Origin of the sequence: Salinisphaera shabanensis E1L3A (assembly GCF_000215955.2) — a bacterium.
GTDB lineage: Bacteria > Pseudomonadota > Gammaproteobacteria > Nevskiales > Salinisphaeraceae > Salinisphaera > Salinisphaera shabanensis.
In genome coordinates this window covers 31,665-49,344 of sequence record NZ_AFNV02000021.1, presented here as the reverse complement: position 1 = coordinate 49,344, position 17,680 = coordinate 31,665, and the positions used below count along the sequence as shown (strand labels likewise).

Below are 17,680 nucleotides of genomic sequence, written 5' to 3'. Positions count from 1 at the left end.
ATAGAGAATGGCTTATGCGCTCGTGCCCGACGTATCGCTCTATAGCCCCTGCTTGAGGCTTTCCTCAACGAACTCGTCCAGATCGCCGTCGAGTACCGCCTGGGTGTTGCCGACTTCGACGCCCGTGCGCAGATCCTTGATACGCGACTGATCGAGCACGTAAGACCGGATCTGGCTGCCCCAACCGATATCGGATTTATCCGCTTCGGTCGCCTCTGCCTGGGCGCGACGAGCCGACAACTCACGCTCGTACAATTTGGATTGCAGCTGCTTCATCGCAGTCGCACGATTCTTGTGCTGCGAGCGATCGTTTTGGCACTGAACGACGATGCCCGTCGGATTATGCGTGATTCGCACGGCCGACTCGGTGCGGTTGACATGCTGGCCGCCTGCGCCGCTGGCTCGATACACGTCGACGCGCAGATCCGACGGGTCGATATCGATCGAGATCTCATCGTCGATTTCGGGCGCCACAAATACCGCGGCGAAAGAAGTATGGCGGCGCGCACCCGAGTCGAACGGTGATTTGCGCACCAGACGGTGCACACCGGTCTCCGTACGCAGCCACCCATAGGCATAGCTCCCAGTTACCGCAATGGTCGCACTCTTAATACCGGCGACTTCGCCCGGCGACAACTCGGTTACCTCGGTCGCGAACCCGCGCCGCTCGAACCAACGCAAGTACATTCGCAGCAGCATTTCCGCCCAATCTTGCGCTTCCGTGCCGCCCGACCCGGATTGAATATCCACGAACGCATTCCTCGCATCGGCTTCGCCGGAGAACATGCGCTGGAATTCCAGGCTCTTCAAATGCGCTTCAACAGTGTCCAGCTCGGCAACGATATCGTCGATTACCGACTGGTCGCCCTCAACCTCTGCGAGCTCTACCAGTTCTGCACTGTCATCCAGAATGGAAAGCGACCTCTCCATCGGCTGCACGACCTCTTCAAGGCGCGCTTTTTCCTGACCGAATGCCTGCGCCTTGTCCGGGTCGTTGGCCCAGATATCCCCTTGCGCGAGCTCCGCGTCGATTTCGTCTAGCCGATCCTTTTTCTCAGCGTAGTCAAAGATACCCCCTGAGGTCGCCTAGACGCGCGCGCAATTCCTGCATACGAGTGTTCACAGCGTTGGTATCCATTGACATTCCTAGTACTGGAGGGTGCGTTGCGGGCGCGGATCATTGCAGCTTCAGACTAGTAGCACAAGCGCGAGAATTAATTGCTAATTCCAGCGATAACCCCCATAATCTGGTTGCACGTCACCGGTTTGGGAACGCTTGTTCGCCAGTTCGGTGAATGGGACCGCACAACAAACCTAAACCCGTTCAAGGGAGTTTTGAACTATGAAATTCAAGCAACCGCTTACCGCAGGTGTTGCTGGCGCGCTGGGGCTCGCCTTCGCGAGCAGCGCCATGGCCCAGATGGACGCCCCGCAGGACAAGCGCTTCTACGTGGCGCCGATGGTCAGCTACGGCTTCTTCGATAACGATGCCGTCGGCGGCCCGGCACCGCTCGGTAACCTGAACACCGATAACGACGACAGCATCGGCGCTACGCTGGCGATCGGTAAGCCGATCAACAGCTGGTTGAACCTGGAACTGTTCGGTTTCTACTTCAACCCCGACCAGTCGATCAACGGCGCTGACGCCAACGACGCCGACCTGTACGGCTTTGGTCTGGACGCCCTGTTCTTCCCGGCCCGTGACACCCTGCCGGTCTACGGCATCCTGGGCGCGTCCTGGGGCAAGATGGATCCCGGCTACGGCGAAGTTAACGATGTAGCCGTGGGCGACGATGCTGACGCCGACTTCCTGGACGCCGGTCTGGGTTATATGTACCAGCTCAACGACTACGGCCTGGCCGTGCGTGCTGAGTACCGTTACCGCTACACCACCGTGGATTCCGCGGACATCTATGGTGCCGGTTACGAAGATCAGCGCTTCGACGACCACATCCTGTCGCTGGGTCTGCAGATCCCGCTGGGGGCGCCCCCGACTGCAGCCGAGCCGGCTCCGGCGCCCGCTCCGGCCCAGCCGATGGATAGCGATGGCGATGGTGTCATCGACGCCAACGACCAGTGCCCCGGCACCCCGCGTGGCACCGAAGTCGATGCCCGCGGTTGCCCGATCGAGAAGCAGGCTCCGATCGTACTCAAGGGTGTCACCTTCGAGTTCGATTCGTCCAAGCTGACGATGCAGGCTGAAAATCGCCTCGACAACGTTGTCGACGCGCTGCAGGCCAGCTCGGAAGTCAAGTTCCGTGTCGATGGCTACACCGACAGCATCGGTACCGAGCAGTACAACCAGGGTCTCTCCCAGCGTCGTGTCGATTCGGTGCGTCAGTACCTGATCGAGCATGGCATCTCCTCGAGCCGTATCACCGGCACGCAGGGTCATGGCGAGTCCAACCCGGTTGCGACCAACGAGACGGCCGCTGGCCGCGCTCAGAACCGTCGCGTCGAACTGAACGTTACCGAGCAGTAACAATCAGGTAGACCGACTGTTTGAAGTCGGGCCCGGCCTCTTCGGAGGCCGGGCTTTTTTTTGTCTGATATTCGTGCAATGGTCGAAGTCGAACGCACAACTCGCTAGATGAGCTGGCAAACTAGCTCAACTATTCTGCGGGTATTGAGAATACAAATTGTCCGTTCGCCGTTCGTGGCCAACATAAATAGGTGCCTATGGAGATCACAGCTGACCCCGTACTCTCTTATCTAGAGGAACTTGTGCGCAAAAACGCACCGGGGCGCCTGCTACTGATCGAGCCGTGCCATACGTCGCGGCAGCGGCTGCAAGGCGTAGCCGGCATCGAATGCAAATGCGCGGTATCGAACGCCGATGACTCGTTGAGCGGCGATACGGCCGGGGCGCGCTTCGATCTGGCGATCACTTTCCCGCCTGCCTTAACTCAACTGACTCCGCCTCAGGGCCGTCAGCTTATAAGCAGGCTACGCGATCAGCTTGCCAATACCGTTATCGTTTGCGTCAGAAACGACGAGACAAGCAGCAACGAATGGCGCATCGGAGACTTTATTGCTCTGGGCTTCAGGCGTAGCCCGAAAAGCGTCGAGATCAATACTGAAATCTCAATCTATCGATACGATATTCGTGATTACAAGACGACGCCCGATTGGCTTAATTCACGCTACTGGGCGAATCCCGAGCGCTGGGATCGGGAGCGCTGGTAACTCAACGCCCGCCTAGCTGCGGCGCGCTCGGCACACGACTTAGCGACCAATTGTCTAAACCCCACTCTAACAGTCGGCTGACGCTCACGTCGTGAAGCGTATCGGGCGGGGACTGTCCCAGCCATCGCAGGCACTGGAATAGCTGAGCTGCCCCATTGCGGGGCCGCAACGGTATTGCGCCGGTACTTTTGCCGAGCTTTTCCCCCGTTTCGTCTACGACCACTGGAAGGTGTGCGTAGAGGGGCGTATGCAAGCCAAGCGCCTGCTGAATAGCTATTTGACGAGGCGTCGATGACAGAAGATCCGCGCCGCGCACGACTTCGGTCACCCCTTGATAAGCATCGTCCAGCACGGTCGCTAGCTGGTACGCCACAATTCCGTCAGCGCGCCGGATCACGAAATCACCGATATCTCGGTCCAGGCGTTGTGTATAGCAGCCCTGGATCGCGTCCGTTACCACGATCGGTGCTTCGGACACCCGCAGTCGTATCGATCGCGCTGTGCGGCCAGCCGGCAACCCTCGTCGGCAAGTGCCCGGGTAGATCGGCCCCTCGATTCCGGCTCGCCCCGAGCGCGCCTCCCGACGCGTACAACCGCAGTCGAATGCGTAGCCGGCGGCTTTCAAATAAGTAATGGCTCGCGCGTAGTCATCCCGTCGACCGCTCTGATAGAGGACTTCACCGTCGCAGCGTAATCCGAAGAACTCTAACGTATCGACGATTTTATTAATTGCGCCAGACTCGACTCGCGGTATATCGAGGTCATCGATCCGCAGCAGCCATTTTCCGCCCTGAGCGCGTGCCTGTAGAAAGCTGCCGAGCGCCGCAACAAGCGAGCCCATATGCAGAGCTCCGCTAGGCGAAGGCGCAAACCTACCGATAACACCAACCATCAGGCAGAGTCTAAGAAAAGCGAAATACGTGAGGGCGTACTCATGCGCCGGAGCGACGCAGAGCCGAGGGACAACAAGCCGTACCGCAACACCGGCACGGTATCGTTAGTGCACTAAGGTAAGTGCCACGAGAAAAGGTTGGTCGGGGTAGCAGGATTTGAACCTACGACCTTCTGCACCCCATGCAGACGCGCTACCAAGCTGCGCCATACCCCGAGAGATGCGTATCTTACCAGAGATATGCTGTACGTCGAGAGATAATCACGACCCTTGTAAATCCCGTCTCGCTCATTCGAGACGCTGTGCGATCGACTCGAGTTCTTGGCGAATAGAGGCGAGCGAGTCCGCCGCGCTCGCAACGGGCAACGACGCCAGAACACGCCCTTTATCGCGCAGCTGAAGCCGAGCCCCTTGGATAGTGAAGCCCTGCTCATAAAGCAGCATACGTATATCGCGCGCGATGACCACGTCATGTTGCTGGTAATAACGCCGATTGCCTCGTCGTTTTACGGGCTTGAGCTGCGTGAACTCTTGTTCCCAATACCGCAACACATGCGGCTTGACGCGGCACAACTCGCTGACTTCACCAATCGTAAAGTAGCGCTTGTCCGGAATCCGCGGCAGTTCTTCAGCTACTTGAGTCAATGCTCGACTCGACGCGGGCGCGCATCTTCTGGCCCGGTTTAAAACTGACAACACGACGTGCCGAGATCGGAATCTCTTCGCCGGTCTTGGGGTTACGCCCCGGACGCTGATTCTTGTCACGCAGTTCGAAATTACCGAACCCGGAAAGCTTCACGTATTCACCTTCTTCGAGAGTTTGACGTACCTCTTCAAAGAAGCAGTCGACAAACTCTTTAGACTCGCGCTTATTGAAACCGAGCTGGTCAAACAGACTCTCGGTAAGATCGGCCTTGGTCAATGCCACGATTATTCACCCCTGATTCGCGCGTCGCAGCGCTCATCTAGAGCAGCCAATACGCGTTCTATTATTTTTTCCACCCGGTCGTCAGTAAGCGTGCTCGCTTTATCTTGGAAAATCAAGCCTAAAGCCACGCTCTTGAAACCAGTCTCAAGGCCTTGTCCTCGAAATACATCAAACACTTGAATTGACCTGAGTTCAGCCGCGTCAACGCTCTCGATTGCCGCAATCAACGTCGCGACGGCTACATCATCGGCAACGACCAGCGCGAGGTCACGGCGTACAGTCGGCTGCTCCGAAAGCGGCTCGAATCGAATATTGCGAGACTTCGAAAGTGCGCGATAATCAACTTCAAAAAGATAGGGTAACTCTATGTTTTTATAACGCTTGGCGAATTTCGGCGAGAGCTGACCAAGCCAGCCCACGACATTGCCATCCAGTAGGATCTGCGCGCTGCGACCGGGGTGCAACGCCGGATGGCGACTTGCCTCGAACGTAAGACGTCCCGCCACGCCTACAAACAAGGCTTCGACGTCACCTTTAATATCGAAAAAATCCAGTGCCCGCAACGGCCTGTCCCAATGCGTATCGTCGGCCGACCCACTCGCCAGGCCTGCTAGCGTTTCACGTTGGGCGATGCCATTCTCAGCGTCGGCATCCGGCAGAAACCTCAGCCCACGCTCGTAGAGCCGAATAGTGGTTTGCTGACGACGAACGTTGTGATGCCAACCGGGGAGCAGACTCGCCCAGAGCGTGCGCCGCATTTCCACGAGCTGATCCGATATGGGATTATCGAGCACCACCGCGGCTTCAGCGCCGGTGAGTTCAGCATGTAGGCCTGGCTCAACGAAACTATACGTTATCGCCTCGCTGTAGCCGCGCTCACGCAACGCGGCGGCCGTATGGCCAGCCGAGTCGAATCCGCCGTCGGCAGGCACTGGCGGCAAGGTCACGCCAGGATCGTTCGTCTCGAGTCGGTCATAACCATACACGCGTGCGACCTCCTCGATGAGGTCGGCTTCGATCTCGATGTCGTAGCGCCAACTCGGTGGCACCACGATCCAGTGATTCTTGTCCTCGGTTTCAACTTCCATGCCGAGCGCTTGGAGCGCTTTTTCAACCCAGGCTGTTTCAACCGGCTGGCCGAGAAGTCGTTCGATATGGCCGGCACTCAGTGCGATACGGCGTTGCTGATTCGAGACCGGGGCCCCTTCGGCCACACTCACCGGCCCCGCCACACCGCCGCCGTGTGCAGTTAACAACTGCGAGGCGCGGTCAAGCGCTAACCGATACAGGGCGGGATCGACCCCACGTTCGAACCGATGCAGTGAATCCGTATGGATCTTGTAGCGACGCCCTTGGCCTGCGACCGCCGCTGGCGTAAAACATGCGGATTCGAACACGACGTTACGGGTATGTTCATCCACGGCGGTGCGCTGACCGCCGATCATGCCGGCAATCGCAACCGGGCCGCGTTCATCCGCAATGACCAGCGTGTCCGATGCCAGCTCGACATCTTCGCCATCGAGCGTCACGACGTGTTCACCGGTTGTTGCCAGGCGCACGTGAATCGCACCCACGAGCTTGTCGGCGTCGAAGGCATGCATCGGCTGTCCGAACTCGAGCATCACGTAGTTGCCGATATCCACCGGCAAACTGATACGACGTATGCCGGCGCGACGCAGTCGTTCCGCCAGCCATACGGGTGTGGGCGCGTTTGCCTGCACGTTTTCGATCGTTCGTGCCCCATAGGCGGCACATCGATCAGGCGCATCGATATGCACCTCGCGCTGGGTTGCGATCGAAACGGGCGGTGAATCAAATACGGGGAGCGTGGCCACCACGTTTTCTGCGACCGCGATTTCCCGCGCCACACCGCGCACGCTAAGACAGTCGCCTCGGTTGGGCGTCAGATCAATATCCAGAATACGATCCGGCAAACCCAGATAATCGGCAAGTGCGGTACCCACCGGGGCATCAACCGCGAGCGCCCAGAGACCACTCGCGTCCGAGGTCAGGCCGAGCTCGCTTGCACTACAAAGCATACCCGCGGATGCCTCACCGCGGATTTTTGCAGGCTCGATACGCGTGCCGTTCGGCAAAGTCGCACCGACGAGCGCCACAGGCACAACCAAACCTTTGGCCGCATTGGGCGCACCGCAAACGATCGCCAGTGGTGAAGCGCCCCCGACGTCGACCTTACACAGTCGCAGTCGATCGGCCTGCGGGTGGGGTTCACACTCGAGAATGCGGCCAACAACAACGCCATCCAACGCGGGGCCGCCGTCGAGCACGTCATCGACTTCAAGCCCCGCCATCGTCAGCTTGTCTGCAAGAACCTCGATGGGTGACGCCGTATCGACCCACTCACGTAGCCACTGTTCGCTAATCTTCATACATCAGCCAATATCGAAAGAACGGTCACGCCCGACGCACTGAAACGCGCCCATGTACTAAGCGAACTGCTCGAGAAAGCGTAGATCGTTATCATAGAACTGGCGCAGATCGGTTACGCCGTAGCGCAGCATCGCCAGACGCTCCACCCCCATACCGATTGCATAGCCCGTATAGCGATCGCCGTCGATACCTGCAGCCTCGAGCACACGCGGATGCACCATGCCGCAGCCGAGCACTTCCATCCAGCCAGACCCTGTACCGAGGCTTCGACCATCAATATCGACTTCCGCAGAAGGCTCGGTAAACGGAAAGTAGGACGGGCGAAAGCGCAGCTTCAGTTCGGTGCCAAAAAAGGCTTCCAGAAAGGACTGCAACTCGGCACGTAGCTGCGCGAAGCTTACGCGCTCGGCCACATAAAGGGCTTCCACTTGGTGGAACATGGGGCTGTGCGTACGATCGGAATCGCAGCGATAGACTCGACCCGGCGCGATGATCCGAATCGGCGGCTGACGCGCCTCCATCGTACGCACCTGCACCGGCGAGGTATGGGTGCGTAGCAACAACCGCGCGCCGTCGACATAGAACGTGTCCTGCATGGCGCGGGCGGGATGATCCGGCGGTACGTTCAGTGCTTCGAAATTATGGTAATCGTCTTCGATTTCGGGGCCGTGCACCACTTCGAAGCCGTTATGTACGAAAAGCCGCTCGATCCGCTGCCGTGTGAGCGTAATCGGATGCGCCGCCCCGGGGCGGCGCCCGCGCCCCGGCAAGGTAACATCCACACTTTCTGCAGCCATACGTCGCTCGAGCGCCTCGGCCTCGAGCGCCTCACGCCGCGCGTTGATGGCAGCCGCGAGCTCACCTTTGAGCCGATTGATCCGCGCCCCCTCTTCCCGGCGCTGCTCTGGCGCCAGTGCGCCGAGCGCCTTGAGCTGAGCGGTTACGACACCTTTTTTGCCGAGCAAAGACACGCGGTGCGCGTCCAGCGCCTGCAGGTTTTCAGACGCTTCGATATCGGCAATAGCCTGCTCCCGCAGACGATCGAGTTCGCTAGTCATGCACCGCAACTCCTCGCGCCAGATTTCTCAAAAGACAACCGGCAATACAAAAGAACCGCTCACAAACACGAAAGGGAAAGGCAGCTGCCTTTCCCTTTCGTAGAATGCACGAGCGGTTGCCGATATCGAAAATCGATACCGACCAGCCAGATACCCCCGATTCCTGGGAACCGGGTCAACGGGTCAGGCCTGTGCGGACTTCGCCTGCTCGACGATAGCCGCGAAGGTCGCCTTGTCGCGCACCGCGAGATCCGCGAGAATCTTGCGATCCAGCTCGATGCCGGACTTCTTGAGTCCGTTCATCAGCTTGCTGTACGACATACCCAACTCTTTCGCGCCAGCGCTAATGCGCGTGATCCACAGCGCGCGAAAATCGCGCTTGCGGTTGCGACGATCTCGATAGGCGTACTGACCCGCCTTGAACACGGCCTGGCGGGCAACGCGATACGTGCGACTGCGCGCGCCGTAATAACCCTTGGCCTGTTTGAGCACCTTTTTGTGACGGGCCTTGGCCGTCACGCCGCGACTGACTCGTGCCATTTTCGCGTTTCCTGTTTATAACTGTTTAAAACATGACGCCGGCATACACTTGGCATACCGACGAGCCGGACTTTGACGCAATACCGCTGCGAGCACGCAGCGCGTAATCGCTACTTATACGGAATCAAGCGATCCATCGCGGGCTGGTCGCAATGCGCAACCATCGCCCCCTGGGCCAGACGACGCTTACGCTTGGGCGCCTTCTTGGTCAGGATATGGTTATCGAAAGCGCGACGGCGACGGAGCTTGCCGCTGCCAGTACGCTTGAAACGTTTCGCAGCACCGCGGTTCGTCTTGAGCTTGGGCATAACTTCTCTCTAAATCGACATGTCCCCGGCAATCGGGGTTCGTTACTTTTTGCTGTTCTTGGGCACGCCCTTGAGCGGCGCCATGACCATGGTCATCAGACGACCCTGCATTTCCGGATGCTGCTCAACACCAGCCAGTTCTTCGAGATCATCGCGAACCCGGTCCATCAACTCCATGCCGAGTTCCTGATGAGCCATCTCACGACCACGAAAACGCAGCGTGATCTTGATCTTGTCGCCGTCTTCCAGAAACTCTTTAAGCTTACGCAGCTTGATGTTGTAGTCGCCCTTGTCGGTACCCGGGCGGAACTTCACTTCCTTGAGCTGCGTCTGCTTCTGCTTCTGCTTACCAGCTTGCTGCGTCTTCTTTTTCTCGAAGATGTGCTTGCCGTAATCCATGATCCGGGTGACCGGGGGATTGGCGTTGGGCGAAACTTCGACCAAGTCGAGCGAGTACTCGCCTGCTTTTTCAAGCGCATCCTCGATTCGCATGATGCCGACTTGTTCCCCGTCGGGGTCGATCACGCGGACTTCCCGCGCGGTTATTGCATCGTTGCGACGATCCTTTTGTCCAGAAGCGATTTCAGCGTCCTCCTTGCATTACCGGCATATTCGCACCGCTTTTACACGCACGAATTGCGCGAAGCGCGCGAGTATATCAGATGATTGCAGGCAAACCAGCCTCTCAAGGCTAATTTCTCGCATCAATGCGCTCTTGCGCCATCGCAAGAAACGCTTCGACGCTCATCGTGCCGAGGTCCTCGCCTTCGCGAGTCCGCACGGCAACCGAGCCCGACTCGACTTCACGATCGCCCACCACGAGAAGAAAGGGTACGCGCTGCATCGTGTGTTCACGAATCTTGTAGCCGATTTTTTCGTTACGCAGGTCCGTATCGACCCGCAATCCACCGTCACGCAGCCGTCGAGCGGTGGCGGTTACAAAGTCTGCTTGCGCATCGGTGATGTTGAGCAACACTGCCTGCGACGGCGAAAGCCAGACCGGCATCGAGCCTGCATAGTGCTCGATCAGGATGCCGATAAAGCGCTCGAGCGAGCCCAGGATAGCCCGATGAATCATCACCGGAACCTGGCGATCGCCATTTTCATCAACATATTCGGCGCCCAGGCGCGCTGGCATGGAGAAGTCGAGCTGCACCGTGCCGAGCTGCCAGACGCGGCTCAGGCAATCCCGCAGGGAGAACTCGATTTTCGGACCGTAGAACGCGCCCTCGCCTGGCTGAAGCTCGAAGTCCAGCCCCTTGTCTTCAAGACACTGCTGCAACGCCGCTTCGGACTTATCCCACACCGCGTCCGAACCCACACGTTTTTCGGGCCGAGTGGATAGCTTGATCAATACATCGTCGAAGCCGAAGTCTCGATAGACGGTATAAAGCAGATCGATGAAAGCACCGACTTCCTCGCCGATCTGCGCCTCGGTACAGAAGATGTGGGCGTCGTCCTGGGTAAAGCCGCGCACCCGCATCAGGCCGTGTAACGTGCCGGACGCTTCATTACGATGGCAGGAGCCGAACTCTGCCAAGCGTAGCGGCAAATCGCGATAGCTTTTCAGGCCGCGGTTGTAGATCTGAACATGAGCGGGGCAATTCATCGGCTTGACCGCGAACTGACGCTCTTCGGAGCCGGTGATGAACATGTTCTCCATGAACTTGTCCGCGTGGCCCGATTTTTCCCAGAGCGACAGATCGATCAGCGACGGGGTATGCACTTCGCGATAGCCCTGCCGCTTAAGCCGGGCGCGAATATAGTCGGTAATCTGCAGATAGATCTGCCAGCCACGGTCATGCCAGAACACCATGCCCGGCGCTTCTTCCTGAATGTGGAAAAGCTCCTGGCGACGACCGATCAAGCGATGGTCGCGTTTCTTGGCCTCTTCGATATGGGCGAGATGCGCTTTCAAGTCCTTCTTGTTCGCCCAAGCCGTGCCGTAGATGCGGGTGAGCATCTCGTTGTCCGCATCGCCGCGCCAGTAAGCCCCGGCCAGACTGGTCAGCTTGAACGCGCGCAGATGCCGCGAATTCGGCACATGCGGACCCACACACATGTCGGTGTAGTCCTCATGGTGATACAGGGCGATGGTTTCGCCCTCCGGGATACCGCGCACGATCTCCTGCTTATAGGGTTCGTCACGCGCCTCGAACGTGGCCAGCGCCTTTTCGCGCGTGACCACTTCGCGAATCACATCATGATCGCGCTCGGCCAGCTCGTACATGCGGGCCTCGATCTTTTCCAGGTCTTCGGGGGTCAGCGTGCGGTCGATGGCGATATCGTAATAAAAGCCATCGTCGATGACTGGCCCGATGGCCATCTGCACATTCGGATAAATCGTCTTGAGCGCCTGACCCAGCAGATGCGCACAGGAGTGACGGATGATATCGAGACCTTCGCGATCACGTGCCGTGATCAGCGCAACCTCGGCGTCGTGATCGATCTCGACACAGGCATCGGCCAGGCGGCCATCGATTCGGGCGGCCAGCGTGGCTTTGGCCAGTCCGGCGCCGATCGACTCGGCGACCTGCATGCCGGTCACCGGCTGGTCGAACTGCTTGACGGAACCGTCGGGAAGAGTAATGGCAGGCATGGCATTCCTTTTGTCAGTGGCGGCCCATACCAGAGGCCGCGTGCGTGTCATTCGCCGCTCGGCGAATGCCTTAAACAAAAAAGCCGCGGGCGGGAGAACCCGGCTGCGGCTTTAACGATCTGTTCCGGCAACGCGCGCGCATTCGACAACCTCACACCATGAGGACGCGACCAAACCAAGCTCGCAAAATCGGCTTCGCCTGGAAGCTGACACCCCGACCCGCAGGGTCAGTGGCGAAAATGCCGTCGATCGCCATCGATATCGAAGCACGACATGAAAACCAGAACAAACAAGTCTGGTAGGCGCGAGTGGATTCGAACCACCGACCTCTACCATGTCAAGGTAGCGCTCTAACCAACTGAGCTACGCGCCTGTCGAGGTGCGAAACAATACCGGCGTGGGCGGACCGAGGCAACCCTTTACCGAAACATTTTTGTGTTCCCGTACGTTCGCTTACTTCGTACGCGGATTACAGAACGATATCGCCTGCGCCGTCATCTCGCCGAGTTCGGTGGCGCCGTCGGGGCGCAGCACCGGTACCGTGCGTTGCGCGAGCCAGGCCTGATGCCGGGGCAGCGAGCGTCCCGGACGCTCGCCCGCATCGTAGCCGGCCGCCCATTCAAGGAAACCCGGCCTCGCTCGACCGTAGCGATATTGTCCGCGCTCGCAGACGCGTCATACGGGTCGCCGTATCGGTATAGAGGAAAATGATGCGGTCGAAGGCCGTTTCGATCGCATCGCCCCACCCCATGACCGAGCCGGCCACCACGGCCCGCTGAGTATTACCCAATGCCTGAAGCAGCCGCTCGGCACGCTCTGACGCCTCGTATTTGTACTGGAACGGCGGATCGCTGGGTTTCCAGTAGTAATCATCCGCCTCGATCCAAACCGCGCTCAGGCGATGCGCGAGCACTTCAGCAAGCGTGCTCGTACCCGAACCCGGGCCACCGGTCACTAGAACATGCACCATCTCTAGACGGAACTTGCTGCCACAATAGACAAGCGCGACGTTCAGCCCGCTTTCGCTGGCAGATCGAAGGCATGCTCACGCAGTTTGCCGATCCGGTCGCGAATCTCCCCGGCCTGCTCGAACTCCAGATTCTCGGCGTGCTTGAACATCTGCTTTTCGAGCTTCTCGATTTCCTTGGCCAGCTGATTCGGCGTCATGCGGGCATAGTCGGCGCCCACTTCGGCCACCTTCTTACGCTCCTTCACCTCGCTGTACTCTTCGTAGCCGTGACGCATGACATCGGCCACCGCCTTCTGGATCGTCTTCGGCGTAATACCGTGTTCTTCATTGAACGCGATCTGCTTGGCGCGGCGACGCTCGGTTTCGTCAATCGCACGCCGCATCGAGCCGGTGATCTGATCGGCATACAGAATCGCGCGGCCGTCGACGTTACGCGCTGCACGACCAATGGTCTGAATGAGAGAGCGCTCGGCGCGCAGGAAGCCTTCCTTGTCCGCGTCGAGGATGCCCACCAGCGCGACCTCGGGAATATCCAGCCCCTCGCGTAGCAGGTTGATCCCCACGAGTACGTCGAACTCGCCCAGGCGCAGATCACGAATGATCTCGCTGCGCTCAACCGTATCGATATCCGAATGCAGATACCGCACCGACACCCCGGCCTCGTGCAGATATTCGGTCAGGTCTTCGGCCATGCGCTTGGTCAGCGTGGTCACCAAGACCCTCTGGTTCTTGACCGTCACTTCCTTGATTTCGGAAAGCAGATCGTCGACCTGGTTTTCTGCCGGCCGAATCTCGATCGCCGGATCGACGAGACCAGTCGGGCGTACCACCTGCTCGACCGTGTTGTCTGCGTGTTCGGTCTCGTAAGTGCCCGGCGTGGCCGAGACATAGATCATCTGCGGCGCGACCCGCTCGAACTCTTCAAACTTGAGTGGGCGATTGTCCAATGCCGACGGCAGGCGGAACCCGTATTCGACAAGCGTCTCCTTACGAGCGCGATCGCCCTTGTACATGCCACCGATCTGCGGAACGGTCACATGCGACTCGTCGAGCACCATGATGGCGTCATCGGGCAGATAATCGAGCAGACACGGCGGCGGCTCGCCCGGCGCGCGGCCCGACAGATAGCGCGAATAGTTTTCGATACCCGAACAGAAGCCGATCTCGTTAATCATCTCGAGATCGAACAACGTGCGCTGTTCGATACGCTGGGCTTCGAGCAGTTTGCCCTGCGACTCGAACTGCTTGACCCGCTCCTTCATCTCGGCCTTGATCGAGTCCATCGCCCCGACCATGCGCTCGCGTGGCGTCACATAATGTGTTTTCGGGTAGATGGTCAGCCGCGGAACCTTCCGATTGACGGTGCCGGTGAGTGGGTCGAAATACGACAGGCGCTCGACCTCGTCGTCGAACAACTCGATACGGACCGCTTCGTCGTCGGCTTCGGCGGGGAACACATCGATGATCTCGCCCCGCACCCGGTAACAACCGCGCTCGAGCGCGACATCGTTACGCTTGTACTGCAATTCGGTCAGCCGGGTGACGATATCGCGCTGGCCGATACGATCGCCCTCGTCCAGGTGCAGCACCATCGAGAAATACGCGGCCGGGTCACCCAGACCATAGATCGCGGATACCGACGCCACGATGATCGTATCGCGGCGCTCCATCAACGCCTTGGTCGCCGACAGACGCATCTGCTCGATATGTTCGTTGACCGAGGAGTCCTTCTCGATAAAGGTATCGGACGCCGGCACATAAGCCTCCGGCTGATAGTAGTCGTAGTACGATACGAAGTACTCGACCGCGTTGCCGGGAAAGAACTCCCGCATTTCGCCGTAAAGCTGGGCCGCCAGCGTCTTGTTGGGCGCCATGACCAGCATGGGTCGGCCAGCCTGCATTGCCACATTGGCCATGGTGAAAGTCTTGCCGGAACCGGTCACACCGAGCAACACCTGGTGCGCCAAGCCGTCGTCCAGGCCCTCGACCAACCCTGTGATCGCCGTCGGCTGGTCGCCGGCCGGCGCCCAGTCTGCTTTGAGTTTGAAGCTGCTTTCGCTCATGACACCCACGATTGGCACGATCGGCTTGAAAACAAGCGCCGTGCGAGACGATCTCGATTGCGTTTCGAATGCCTACGCATGAACCCTCGGCCGAGACGCAAATCACTCTGTAAGGTCGACAGCCGAGCACCGTATAAAAAATCCGGATTCATGCTTGCCAAATCCATGCCAGTCCCCTAGCATACGCGGCCTTCGCCACAGGGCGAACACAAGCGGATATCCGATCCCCGGTAGCTCAGTTGGTAGAGCGGGTGACTGTTAATCACTAGGTCGGCGGTTCGAGCCCGTCCCGGGGAGCCATCCCCATTCGGATAGTCCATGCAGGCCGGCGTATGTCGGCTTTTTTTGTGGGCGACGTTTTCTTCCGCTCACCCTTCCCCACACACAAACCGTCGTCGCGGCCCTCGTTACGCCGCTGCTCGTTTCTGCGCGATCCGGTCGGCAGCGCGCAGCGCCAATGCGTTTCTGCCGTTTCTCGCAGCGGCCCGAGTCGCCCCGATGGACCGTCGCGCCCGTCGATACGGGCGTCGTTTTCCGGTGCGCCGCCAAATTTGATTTAGATCAATTCGCTTGCCCGGCCCGGGGTCTAGCATCTGCGCGTCGCCGTACCCCGGCTCGCTGAGAGCATTATTCGAAATCGCAGCGAAAACCGGGGGTTGTCTGGTCTTGCAACCGCTGGAACGATCGATGGACGCTACCCCGCGCTATAACGAAAAGGTGGTGCGCCAGTTCACGCTGGTCACCGTATTTTGGGGGATTATCGGGATGGCTGTGGGGGTGTTGATCGCCGCCCAACTGCTCTTCCCTTCCCTTAATTTTGATGTCCCCTGGCTGACATACAGCCGTCTACGCCCACTGCATACCAATGCGGTGATCTTTGCGTTTGGCGGTTCGGGACTGTTTGCGACGTCTTATTACGTCGTACAACGAACCTGTCATACCGGCCTATTCGGCGACCGCTTCAAGCTCGCCGCATTCACTTTCTGGGGCTGGCAGGCCGTCATCGTTGGTGCGGTAATTACGCTCCCGATGGGTCTGACCCAGAGTAAGGAATACGCGGAACTGATCTGGCCGCTCGATATCCTGATCGCAGTGGTCTGGGTGGTCTACGCAATCGTGTTCTTCGGCACGATCGTCAAGCGCAAGGCCAAGCACATTTATGTCGCCAACTGGTTCTTTGGCGCCTATGTGCTGACTGTCGCCCTCCTGCACATTATCAACAGCATCCAGATCCCGACGTCATGGACGCATTCCTACCCGGTCTATTCGGGCGCGGTCGATGCGATGGTGCAGTGGTGGTACGGGCATAACGCCGTCGGCTTTTTCCTGACGGCGGGCTTCCTGGGCATGATGTATTACTTCGTGCCCAAGCAGGCCGAGCGCCCGATCTACTCCTACCGTCTGTCGGTGGTGCACTTCTGGGCGCTGATCTCGATCTATATGTGGGCGGGCCCGCATCACCTGCACTACACGTCGCTGCCGGAATGGGCACAGTCGCTGGGCATGGCGTTCTCGCTGATCCTGCTGGCACCGTCCTGGGGCGGCATGATCAACGGCATCATGACGCTCTCGGGCGCCTGGCATAAGCTGCGCGACGATCCGATCATCCGTTTCCTGATCGTCTCCCTGTCGTTCTACGGCATGGCGACCTTCGAAGGCCCGATGATGTCGATCAAGACGGTGAATGCACTCTCGCATTACACCGACTGGACGATCGGCCACGTCCACGCCGGCGCGCTCGGCTGGGTTGCCTTCATCACGATCGGCTCGCTGTATGCGTTGATCCCGCGTCTTTATGGCAAGACGCAGATGTATAGCGTCAAGGCCATCAGCCTGCACTTCTGGGTCGCAACAATCGGCGTCGTGCTCTATATCGCCGCGATGTGGATCTCGGGCGTGATGCAGGGCTTGATGTGGCGTGCCAGCAACCCGGACGGGACGCTGACCTACAGCTTCATTCAGGCGCTGCAGGCGACCTACCCCTACTACGCAGTGCGTCTGCTGGGCGGCATTTTGTTCCTGGCCGGCATGGTGATCATGGCCTGGAACACCTGGCGCACGATTTCTGGCCCGCGACCGGTCGCACAGACCGCAGCGGCCACGGCTTAATTCAGGGAGATCCGTTCATGGCATCGCATGAAGTAGTCGAGAAGAACATCGGTCTGATGGCCATTCTCATCGTCATCGTCGTGAGTATCGGCGGGCTGGTGGAAATCGTGCCGCTATTCTTCTCTGCATCGACAACCGAACCCGCCGAAGGCATTGAGCCCTACGGCGCGCTCGAACTCGCCGGCCGCGATATCTACGTGCGTGAAGGTTGCTACAACTGCCACTCGCAGATGATCCGCCCCTTCCGGGCCGAAACCGAGCGTTATGGCCACTACTCCGTGGCCGGCGAGTTCGTCTACGACCGCCCGTTCCAGTGGGGTTCCAAGCGTACCGGGCCGGACCTTGCCCGTATTGGTGGCCGCTATAGCGACGAATGGCATCGGGCCCATTTGATGAACCCGCGTGACGTGGTACCGCAATCGAATATGCCAGCTTTTCCGTGGCTTGCGGATAATGAAGTCGACCCGGAGACCGTGGTGACCCGCATGCGGGTGCAGAAGGACTGGCTGAACGTGCCCTATACCGACGCCCAGCTCGACGAAGCCGCGGCGAAGCTAGAAGGCAAGACCGAAATGCAGGCCGTCATCGCCTATCTGCAGCACCTGGGCACCGATTTCTCGGCGCAGGAGAAATAGC

The 17,680-nt window shown here is 59.1% G+C and carries 16 protein-coding genes and 3 tRNA genes; 5 read left to right on the top strand and 14 right to left on the bottom strand.

The features are described from left to right. Positions 1-39 precede the first annotated feature (39 nt). Positions 40-1,138 (bottom strand): peptide chain release factor 2 gene (gene prfB, locus SSPSH_RS13435; protein ID WP_152522821.1). Its coding sequence is split into 2 segments (ribosomal slippage): positions 40-1,065 and positions 1,067-1,138, totalling 1,098 coding nucleotides; the frame shifts between segments, so codons are not numbered across the junction. Between the two features lie 204 nt (positions 1,139-1,342). Here prfB and SSPSH_RS18055 point away from each other — a divergent pair. Further along, positions 1,343-2,482 (top strand): OmpA family protein, encoded by a 1,140-nt coding sequence (locus tag SSPSH_RS18055; RefSeq protein ID WP_006915415.1) that lies wholly within the window; start codon positions 1,343-1,345, stop codon positions 2,480-2,482. 197 nt (positions 2,483-2,679) lie between these two features. Further along, on the top strand, positions 2,680-3,186 hold the full coding sequence (locus SSPSH_RS18050; protein ID WP_021031787.1) for a DUF6231 family protein: 507 nt from the start codon (positions 2,680-2,682) through the stop codon (positions 3,184-3,186). Position 3,187: 1 nt separating this feature from the next. Here the strand turns inward: SSPSH_RS18050 and gluQRS are convergent, their stop codons facing one another. The 13 genes from gluQRS to uvrB all read right to left on the bottom strand — a co-directional run bounded on the left by gluQRS (position 3,188) and on the right by uvrB (position 14,935). Continuing rightward, entirely contained in the window at positions 3,188-4,078 is an 891-nt protein-coding gene (gluQRS, locus tag SSPSH_RS13420) for a tRNA glutamyl-Q(34) synthetase GluQRS (protein WP_040608231.1), read from the bottom strand. Positions 4,079-4,217: 139 nt separating this feature from the next. Further along, a tRNA-Pro gene (locus tag SSPSH_RS13415) sits at positions 4,218-4,294 on the bottom strand. Between the two features lie 72 nt (positions 4,295-4,366). Next, positions 4,367-4,723 (bottom strand): MerR family transcriptional regulator, encoded by a 357-nt coding sequence (locus SSPSH_RS13410; protein WP_006915418.1) that lies wholly within the window; start codon positions 4,721-4,723, stop codon positions 4,367-4,369. Next, entirely contained in the window at positions 4,707-5,006 is a 300-nt protein-coding gene (locus tag SSPSH_RS13405) for an integration host factor subunit alpha (RefSeq protein ID WP_006915419.1), read from the bottom strand. The genes SSPSH_RS13410 and SSPSH_RS13405 overlap by 17 nt, the downstream gene beginning before the upstream one ends. A 2-nt stretch (positions 5,007-5,008) precedes the next feature. Then, entirely contained in the window at positions 5,009-7,396 is a 2,388-nt protein-coding gene (gene pheT, locus SSPSH_RS13400; RefSeq protein ID WP_006915420.1) for a phenylalanine--tRNA ligase subunit beta, read from the bottom strand. 57 nt (positions 7,397-7,453) lie between these two features. After that, positions 7,454-8,455 (bottom strand): phenylalanine--tRNA ligase subunit alpha, encoded by a 1,002-nt coding sequence (locus SSPSH_RS13395; protein WP_006915421.1) that lies wholly within the window; start codon positions 8,453-8,455, stop codon positions 7,454-7,456. Between the two features lie 183 nt (positions 8,456-8,638). Then, positions 8,639-8,995, bottom strand: coding sequence for a 50S ribosomal protein L20 (gene rplT, locus SSPSH_RS13390; RefSeq protein ID WP_006915422.1), 357 nt, complete (start codon positions 8,993-8,995; stop codon positions 8,639-8,641). A gap of 110 nt (positions 8,996-9,105) precedes the next feature. Continuing rightward, positions 9,106-9,303 (bottom strand): 50S ribosomal protein L35, encoded by a 198-nt coding sequence (rpmI, locus tag SSPSH_RS13385; RefSeq protein WP_006915424.1) that lies wholly within the window; start codon positions 9,301-9,303, stop codon positions 9,106-9,108. A 42-nt stretch (positions 9,304-9,345) separates the two neighbouring features. After that, on the bottom strand, positions 9,346-9,885 hold the full coding sequence (gene infC / locus SSPSH_RS13380; protein ID WP_084623619.1) for a translation initiation factor IF-3: 540 nt from the start codon (positions 9,883-9,885) through the stop codon (positions 9,346-9,348). Positions 9,886-9,994: 109 nt separating this feature from the next. Next, positions 9,995-11,902 carry a threonine--tRNA ligase gene (thrS, locus tag SSPSH_RS13375; protein ID WP_006915428.1) on the bottom strand — a complete coding sequence of 636 codons (1,908 nt, stop codon included), beginning with the start codon at positions 11,900-11,902 and terminating at the stop codon, positions 9,995-9,997. Between the two features lie 296 nt (positions 11,903-12,198). Beyond that, positions 12,199-12,275 (bottom strand) — tRNA-Val (locus tag SSPSH_RS13370). A 246-nt stretch (positions 12,276-12,521) separates the two neighbouring features. Next, on the bottom strand, positions 12,522-12,872 hold the full coding sequence (locus tag SSPSH_RS13365; protein WP_006915430.1) for an AAA family ATPase: 351 nt from the start codon (positions 12,870-12,872) through the stop codon (positions 12,522-12,524). Positions 12,873-12,913: 41 nt separating this feature from the next. Continuing rightward, a complete protein-coding gene (gene uvrB / locus SSPSH_RS13360; protein ID WP_006915432.1) occupies positions 12,914-14,935 on the bottom strand; it encodes an excinuclease ABC subunit UvrB in 2,022 nt (673 codons plus the stop codon). Between the two features lie 224 nt (positions 14,936-15,159). On the opposite strand from uvrB, the gene SSPSH_RS13355 reads away from it, so the two are divergent. From SSPSH_RS13355 to ccoO, 3 genes are all read left to right on the top strand, one after another. Beyond that, positions 15,160-15,235, top strand: a tRNA-Asn gene (locus SSPSH_RS13355). A 387-nt stretch (positions 15,236-15,622) separates the two neighbouring features. Further along, the gene (gene ccoN / locus SSPSH_RS13350) at positions 15,623-17,044 is read left to right on the top strand and encodes a cytochrome-c oxidase, cbb3-type subunit I (RefSeq protein WP_006915433.1); all 1,422 of its coding nucleotides are present in this window, start codon (positions 15,623-15,625) and stop codon (positions 17,042-17,044) included. 17 nt (positions 17,045-17,061) lie between these two features. Then, complete coding sequence (ccoO, locus tag SSPSH_RS13345; protein ID WP_006915434.1) at positions 17,062-17,679, top strand: cytochrome-c oxidase, cbb3-type subunit II; 618 nt, start codon at positions 17,062-17,064, stop codon at positions 17,677-17,679. Position 17,680: the final 1 nt, after the last annotated feature.

What these genes read in the sequence shown, in the direction of transcription:
- SSPSH_RS18055 (WP_006915415.1), top strand. Translation starts at nt 1,343, where the DNA reads ATGAAATTCAAGCAACCGCTTACCGCAGGTGTTGCTGGCGCGCTGGGG.
- SSPSH_RS18050 (WP_021031787.1), top strand. Translation starts at nt 2,680, where the DNA reads ATGGAGATCACAGCTGACCCCGTACTCTCTTATCTAGAGGAACTTGTG.
- gluQRS (WP_040608231.1), bottom strand. Translation starts at nt 4,078, where the DNA reads ATGGTTGGTGTTATCGGTAGGTTTGCGCCTTCGCCTAGCGGAGCTCTG.
- pheT (WP_006915420.1), bottom strand. Translation starts at nt 7,396, where the DNA reads ATGAAGATTAGCGAACAGTGGCTACGTGAGTGGGTCGATACGGCGTCA.
- SSPSH_RS13395 (WP_006915421.1), bottom strand. Translation starts at nt 8,455, where the DNA reads ATGACTAGCGAACTCGATCGTCTGCGGGAGCAGGCTATTGCCGATATC.
- rplT (WP_006915422.1), bottom strand. Translation starts at nt 8,995, where the DNA reads ATGGCACGAGTCAGTCGCGGCGTGACGGCCAAGGCCCGTCACAAAAAG.
- rpmI (WP_006915424.1), bottom strand. Translation starts at nt 9,303, where the DNA reads ATGCCCAAGCTCAAGACGAACCGCGGTGCTGCGAAACGTTTCAAGCGT.
- thrS (WP_006915428.1), bottom strand. Translation starts at nt 11,902, where the DNA reads ATGCCTGCCATTACTCTTCCCGACGGTTCCGTCAAGCAGTTCGACCAG.
- SSPSH_RS13365 (WP_006915430.1), bottom strand. Translation starts at nt 12,872, where the DNA reads ATGGTGCATGTTCTAGTGACCGGTGGCCCGGGTTCGGGTACGAGCACG.
- uvrB (WP_006915432.1), bottom strand. Translation starts at nt 14,935, where the DNA reads ATGAGCGAAAGCAGCTTCAAACTCAAAGCAGACTGGGCGCCGGCCGGC.
- ccoN (WP_006915433.1), top strand. Translation starts at nt 15,623, where the DNA reads ATGGACGCTACCCCGCGCTATAACGAAAAGGTGGTGCGCCAGTTCACG.
- ccoO (WP_006915434.1), top strand. Translation starts at nt 17,062, where the DNA reads ATGGCATCGCATGAAGTAGTCGAGAAGAACATCGGTCTGATGGCCATT.